General features: G+C 64.4%; 7 protein-coding genes. 1 reads left to right on the top strand and 6 read right to left on the bottom strand.

Features of this window, described 5'->3' with window-relative positions:
* Positions 1–191 precede the first annotated feature (191 nt).
* From ACDC66_RS10815 to ACDC66_RS10790, 6 genes are all read right to left on the bottom strand, one after another.
* On the bottom strand, positions 192–1388 hold the full coding sequence (locus ACDC66_RS10815; RefSeq protein ID WP_376696732.1) for a heme biosynthesis HemY N-terminal domain-containing protein: 1197 nt from the start codon (positions 1386–1388) through the stop codon (positions 192–194).
* Positions 1385–2611: a uroporphyrinogen-III C-methyltransferase gene (locus ACDC66_RS10810; protein ID WP_376696731.1), complete on the bottom strand. Its 1227-nt coding sequence runs from the start codon at positions 2609–2611 to the stop codon at positions 1385–1387. The genes ACDC66_RS10815 and ACDC66_RS10810 overlap by 4 nt, the downstream gene beginning before the upstream one ends.
* Positions 2612–2655: 44 nt before the next feature.
* On the bottom strand, positions 2656–3432 hold the full coding sequence (locus tag ACDC66_RS10805) for a uroporphyrinogen-III synthase (protein ID WP_376696730.1): 777 nt from the start codon (positions 3430–3432) through the stop codon (positions 2656–2658).
* Positions 3433–3704: 272 nt separating this feature from the next.
* Entirely contained in the window at positions 3705–4619 is a 915-nt protein-coding gene (gene hemC, locus ACDC66_RS10800; RefSeq protein WP_376696729.1) for a hydroxymethylbilane synthase, read from the bottom strand.
* Entirely contained in the window at positions 4616–5329 is a 714-nt protein-coding gene (locus ACDC66_RS10795) for a LytR/AlgR family response regulator transcription factor (protein WP_376696733.1), read from the bottom strand. The genes hemC and ACDC66_RS10795 overlap by 4 nt, the downstream gene beginning before the upstream one ends.
* Positions 5330–5334: 5 nt before the next feature.
* Complete coding sequence (locus tag ACDC66_RS10790) at positions 5335–6015, bottom strand: alpha/beta hydrolase (RefSeq protein ID WP_376696728.1); 681 nt, start codon at positions 6013–6015, stop codon at positions 5335–5337.
* Between ACDC66_RS10790 and lptM the strand changes: the two genes are divergently transcribed.
* Positions 6014–6190: an LPS translocon maturation chaperone LptM gene (lptM, locus tag ACDC66_RS10785; protein ID WP_376696727.1), complete on the top strand. Its 177-nt coding sequence runs from the start codon at positions 6014–6016 to the stop codon at positions 6188–6190. The genes ACDC66_RS10790 and lptM overlap by 2 nt on opposite strands.
* The last annotated feature ends 3 nt before the right edge of the window (positions 6191–6193 follow it).

The raw sequence follows: 6193 nt of genomic DNA, 5'->3' as shown, positions 1-6193 counted from the left end.
CGTCGCCACAGCCAGGCTAACAATCTGCCACCGGCAGTCTATGAGGCCATGCTGACTGGCGAGTCAACCGAGAGTGTCTACTGAACCGGGGGCAGTCCAGTGTTCGGTGTTCGGTGTTCGGTGTTCGGTGTTCGGTGTTCGGTGTTCGGTAAAGACTACCAGTTAACCCTTTGTTTTACTTAACACTTAGTTCAGACAGGCTCCGAAGGCGGCGGCAGCGGTTCCGCGCCGCGGCCATCGCGCAGCCGTAGCGCGTTCCGGTAACACTGCGCCGCCGCTTCGAGTTTGCCGGCACGATCGAGGACGCGGCCGAGCGCGGCGTAGGCACGGCTGTTGGGGCGCTCGCGGACCACTCTCTCGAGACAATCACGGGCCAGATCATACTGGCGATCCTCGAGGTAGAGCAGCCCGAGTGTCTGTTGCAGGCCGATATGGTCGGGATGTGATTCGAGCCACTTCTCGCACTGCTTGATGCGGTGGGTCAGCTCACCTTCGTCGGAAGACGCATACAATGCCAGCAATTCGTCGTCCGGCTCTGCTGCAAGATGGCGCTCGAGCAAGCCCGAAGCCCGGGCAGTCCGGCCCAGGTCAGCCGCCCTCCCGGCGTAAGCCGCTACCAGATCCTTGCGCCCACGCAGTTTCCGCGGCATTTCTTTCCAGCTGGATTCGAGATCGTCGATATCGCCGCTGGCGTCCAGTTCACGCCGGGCCGCGAGCGCGGTCAGCTCCGTGGCACGGTCGCGATCGACCACGCCGGCACGACGCAGGGCGGGGGTCAGCAACCGCAGGTCTCGCCACCGACCCAGATCCTGGTAATTCTCCAGCAGCAGACGCAATACGCCGCCATGCCGGGGTTTCTTGAGGTGCAGCTGTTCGAGCAGGGCGGTGGCTTCCTCACCGCGCCCTTCGGCCGCCAGCAGTCGGGCTCGTGCCAGGCCGGTCACGAAATGACGGCGTCCGAAGCGGCTGTCGGCATGCTCGAGCCAACGGTCGCGCCCGGGGTTGTCACCGCGCCCCTGGGCCGCGCGAGCCGCGGCCAGGTAGCCGGCCGTGGAGTCACGATATCGCAGGGACTTCTGCAGGGCGCGCTCGGCCGCCGGCCAGTCGCCCTCGGTCAGTGCCAGGAAGCCCTTCTCGAGTTGCCGTCGCGAGCGACGCTCACGCGCTTTCCGAATGACGCGGGACGGAAGGCGAAACAGCCCGGTGACCAAAGACAGCGCAATCCACACCAGCAGAACCGCACCAACCAGTACGAGTGCCGACATCTCGATGCGCCAGTTACCGATATCGAGCTGTACATGGCCTGGATTCTCTGCCAGGAGCGGCGCAAGAAAAGCCGTCGCGACCAGCGCAGCTGCCGCCAGAACAATAATCAGTAAACGCTTCACGACGCGGCCATTCGGCGTTCGGCTTCGGTCAGGGCCTCGCCCAGGTCAGGCAACGAGGGATCCTCGACCGAGGCGGCCTCGGAGATGGTTTCGAGCGCGCGCGACACCGCTTCGGTGCCGGTATCGAAATGTGCGCGAATGAGCTCGCCGGCGATTTCGAGTTGCCCGGCCAGTTCATCCACATTGCGACGCGCGGCGGCAGCCTGCGCAGCCGCCAGGTGAAGGCGCAGGCGCTCTCTCACGCTCTCAACGGCTGCCGGTGTCAACGGCGCCGCCTCCCGCGGCGTCACGCGGACCAGGCTGCCAAGGGAATCGCCCAGACTCGACCACCACCCGCCTTCAGTGTCCTCTGCTGCTTCCTCGGGACGATCCTTGTCGGCAGGTTCGCCCGATCCGGCCAGCAGCCACTGAGCAGAGTCGATCTCGAGCGCGGAAAGCCGGCCGGCCAGTGCCGACCAGTCGGTGGAATCGACCGAACGCAGTGCTTCGAGCTCTCTCGCCACAAGCTGGCGAAGCCGCTCGACGCGAGTGTCATCAATGGTTTCAAGGCGAGACTGCGCCTGTCGGTAGGCCGCAACTGCAGCGACCGGGTCGGCCGCGAGGTCGGCGCGCGACTGCCCGAGGCGCAACAGGCCGGAAACCTCGATCAACCCGAGACGGAAACGGGCATCGGCTAGCACATCATCGACGCGACCGGCACGGTCGGAACCCGTCTGTTCGACCTGCGCTTTCAGGTCCGACACCGCTTCATCGAGTCGCTGCGACAGGGAATTCAGCTCTTCCCGGAGATCGGCATTGGAATCGGCCAGCGATCGAATCCGGCGGCGGAGCGCGTCGGGATCGAAATCGCCGGCATCGGCTTGATTGGCCAGTTGCTCGAGACGAGCATCGAGGGAATCGAAACGTTCACCCAGTTGATCGATTCGCCCGGCCTGCGATTCGATCGCGCCGGCCTGCTCGTCGACCCTGGAGACTAGTTCAGCGGGCTCGTCGCCTGTATGCGCCACCCACCACTGCCAGCCCGACAAACCGCCGGCAACCAGTGCCAGCAGCAATGCCAGCCAGGCAACGACAGCGCTTCCGCGCCCTGCACGAGCTCGCTTCGAAGATTCCGCGTCATCCTGTGCTTCGACGGTCGCGCGATGCTCCTTCGACTCGTCTGGCGTCGAGGAACCAGGCTCGGAATCGGGTGATACTGGGTGGCCTTCGTTCTGCTCATTCATCGGATATTCGGGAAACGCAGCCCGCTTGCGAATACCAGTCGAGATTAACGCAAATCGCCGGGATGATGTTGAAACCGGCCCGATCGCTCCAGCCTGGCCATCATCGCGTCATCGGAGGCGCCACCAGCGGCAACGCAGTGCCGAAAACCGAGTTTTTCAGCGTGCTCGGCCACGCGCTGGGAGGGCACGACCAGCAATGCCTGGAAGACCCGCTTCCTGGCCGCATCGGGCAACCGATCGACCAGACCGGCAACGGCTTCAAGGCTGGCACCCAGGGTGACCAACGACTTGGTGGCGCAGATTCTTTCGGAAGCATCCGGCGGCAACTCGCAGGGCACACGACGATAGACATGAATTCGCTCGACAGCGGCACCACGCCGCTCGAGAACCTCACCCATCAGGCTGCGGCCACCGGCCGCTGCCAGTATCAGAATTTCGAGTCCCTCCACGTCGCGCAATTCCGGCATGCCCAGTACCGCCTCGCTGGTTCCATGACGCTCCGGGAATATCACGTTGTCCAGACCCAACTCGCGGGCGATCGAAGCCGTTCCCTGCCCCGGCACGATGATCAGCGAACGATTGAGAGCCGCCGCGCCCACAAGGCTGACCGCCTGCCGAACGGCTTCGTGGCTGGTGAGAATGACGCGATCGGCCGGCAGTGCCGTGGCCAGGTCGTCGGCGACGGTGGCTGGCCTCTCCGGTGGCTGGAGCCGAAAGGGAGCGCACTCGTAAGGTTCCAGGCCCAATTCGGCTACCCGCTCGGCCAGTTGTTGCGCGGCCGGTCTGGTTCGAGTGATCAGTACCAGTGTTTTTTCAGACATGACATGGACCTGTTGTCAGGAACTGAAAAAACGAAAGCCTGCCGACGGGGCAGGCTTTCGGGAGAAGATTCCGGGCGTCTAGCGCAACTTGCCAAAGTGCTGGGGGCTTGCGTGTTGGCGTTGGCAGTAGGGGGACGCACCTCAGCAAATCGAACCGTGGGTGACGCCCGGAAAACAAATCGTCACAACCCTTTTTGTCCTACTTGGAAATTACTCTGACATACTTGGTTACGGATGTCCATACCCCAGTGCCGCCGACTCGAGGGCAAATCTCAAAGTTGTGACAGAATTCTCATTCCACCCTGCTCGAGCAGGGAACGTGCCGCCTTGCGGCCCAGACTCTCCGCACTGCTGATGTCACCCGACACCGAAGCGTCGAGCACCTCGCTGCCGTCGGGATTTGCCAGCCGGGCGTCGAGTCTGATGCGGCCTTGCTCGAGTCGAGCGAAAGCCGCCAGGGGCATGCGGCAGTCCCCCCCGAGCTCGGCTACCACGGCACGTTCGGCGCGCATCGTCGTCACCGTTTCCGGGCAATTGAGTGGCTGCAGAAGCTCGTGTGTGGCCCCCTCCCCGGCCCGGCACTGGACGACGATGACGCCCTGCCCGGCCGAGGGCAGGAAAGACGGCGGCTCGAGCGGCAGCGTGTATTCCCGATCGATCTGGAGGCGCTGGAGACCGGCGGCAGCGAGAATCAGCGCGTCGACCTCCCCTGAATCCAGCTTCGCCAGACGGGTCTGGACATTGCCACGCACGGTCACGACTTCCAGGTGAGGACATCGCGCCAAGAGCTGGCTCTGCCGACGCAGGCTGGCGGTTCCGACCCTGGAGCCGGCTGGCAGGTCTTCCGGGCGCGAACCATCCCGGGTGATCCACCAGTCGCGCCAATCGCCGCGCGGCAGGAACGCCGCCAGATCGAAGTCACGCGAAGGCTCGGCCGGCACGTCCTTGAGGGAATGCACGGCGATATCGGCTTCCCCATCGAGGATGGCCCGCTCGAGTTCCTTGAGAAAAAGCCCCTTGCCGCCGATTTCCGCGAGAGAGCGATCAAGCACCTCGTCGCCGCGCGTACTCAAGGGCACGAGGCTCACCTCCAGATCAGGGAATTTCTCGCGCAGCCGCTCGGCAACATGTTCGGTTTGCCAAAGCGCCAGTTTCGACTTGCGCGTCGCGATCCTGAGCATCTTCATTGATATTCTCCGGGTTTACTGCCCTCCAGCACCTGGCGCACCAGCGCCAGATTGCGCCGGCTGACCGGCGGCTGGCAATCACTACCTTCCAGCTCCACGCGCTCCTGCCCTTGTTCATCGCGGAACAGGCCGCGCAAGTAGCGACGCGCCACGAGGGCCTTTCGATGAATGCGAACGAACAATCGATCGAAACGCTGCTCGAGCGTGACCAGCGAATCCTCGACCAGTGCCTCGCCCTTGTCGAAATGCACGACCGTGTACTTGTCCTCCGCAACCAGGGCGCGAATGTCGACGACGGGGATCAGCAGCAGGCGATCACCCAGGCGCGTGCGCAGCGTGGCCCCGGAATCGATGGGCCGGCTTCGGGCGCGCCCCAGCGCCCGGCCCAGCCGGTCGGCCCGCACCGGCTTGACCAGGTAGTCGACGGCGGCAAGTTCGAAAGCGTCGACGGCATACTGCTCGAAAGCCGTGACGAAGATCACGGCCGGACGCGGTTCCAGACTGCGCAACTCACGGGCCACCTCGAGGCCGTCCAGCCCGGGCATTTCAACATCCAGCAAAACGACATCAGGTAGCAATTCCCGGCAGCGCGCGACCACCTGGTCGGCCTGCATGACGACAGCGCAGACCTCGACGCCGGGCAGCTCGCCGATGAGGCGAGCCAGGCGATCCGCGGCCGGCCGCTCGTCGTCGACGATGAGCGCGCGCATGTCGCTCACGAAAGTCTCTGCTCCAGCCAGCGATCGATGGCGTCGATTTCCTCGGGACAAACGGCATGCGGCATGCGCCAGGTCTGCCAGGTCACTTCGAAGCCGGCCGAGCGCAACCGTTGTGCGCTTGCCTCGCCCAGATCCACGGGCACGATGGGATCGTGGTCGCCATGCCCCATGAACAAGGGCATCCGGCGTGCCTCTTCGCCGGCCCAGGTCTCGAGGCTGTCGGCCTCGAGCAGGTAGGTGGAAAGCCCGATCAGCCCGCCCAGGGGCTCGGCCCTGGCCAGCCCGCAGCGCAGCGCGACCGCGCCGCCCTGTGAAAACCCGGCGAGAACGATGTTGCGCGGCTTGATTCCGGCGGCAACCTGCTCGTCGAGCAACGCGTCGACCATCCTGACCGAACGACGAATACCGTCGGCGTCCTGGTTCCGGTCGATTTCGGCGCCGAGAATGTCATACCAGGCACGCATGGCCATGCCCGCATTGATGGTGACCGGCCGCACCGGCGCATGCGGAAAAATGAAGCGCACCGGGCGCCGGGAGGCGCTTGTGAGCTGCGGTACAATCGGTTCGAAGTCGTGCCCGTCGGCACCCAACCCATGCAGCCAGACGACCGCATGTTCCGGGTTCTTGCCGGTATCGAGCGCCACGCGTTCAAGTTTCAGATCACTGGAGTCATTCATGCGTGCAAGTTTAACCGTCCTCGTGACCATCCTGTTGGCCGTTGTGGTTCTCGCGAGCACGGGTTGCGGACTCAAGGGCGATCTGTACCTGCCCGAGGACGAAACCGCCACGGCGCCTCCACAGGCTGCCGAAGACGGGGAAGACGTCGAAAAGTCCGACTCGCCGGGAGCTTGAAAA

Origin of the sequence: Wenzhouxiangella psychrophila (assembly GCF_042310375.1) — a bacterium.
Classification (GTDB): domain Bacteria; phylum Pseudomonadota; class Gammaproteobacteria; order Xanthomonadales; family Wenzhouxiangellaceae; genus Wenzhouxiangella.
Note: the sequence above shows the minus strand (reverse complement) of the source record. Positions and strands in the feature narration are given on the sequence as shown.

What these genes read in the sequence shown, in the direction of transcription:
- ACDC66_RS10810 (WP_376696731.1), bottom strand. Translation starts at nt 2,611, where the DNA reads ATGAATGAGCAGAACGAAGGCCACCCAGTATCACCCGATTCCGAGCCT.
- ACDC66_RS10805 (WP_376696730.1), bottom strand. Translation starts at nt 3,432, where the DNA reads ATGTCTGAAAAAACACTGGTACTGATCACTCGAACCAGACCGGCCGCG.
- hemC (WP_376696729.1), bottom strand. Translation starts at nt 4,619, where the DNA reads ATGAAGATGCTCAGGATCGCGACGCGCAAGTCGAAACTGGCGCTTTGG.
- ACDC66_RS10795 (WP_376696733.1), bottom strand. Translation starts at nt 5,329, where the DNA reads ATGCGCGCGCTCATCGTCGACGACGAGCGGCCGGCCGCGGATCGCCTG.
- lptM (WP_376696727.1), top strand. Translation starts at nt 6,014, where the DNA reads ATGCGTGCAAGTTTAACCGTCCTCGTGACCATCCTGTTGGCCGTTGTG.
- ACDC66_RS10790 (WP_376696728.1), bottom strand. Translation starts at nt 6,015, where the DNA reads ATGAATGACTCCAGTGATCTGAAACTTGAACGCGTGGCGCTCGATACC.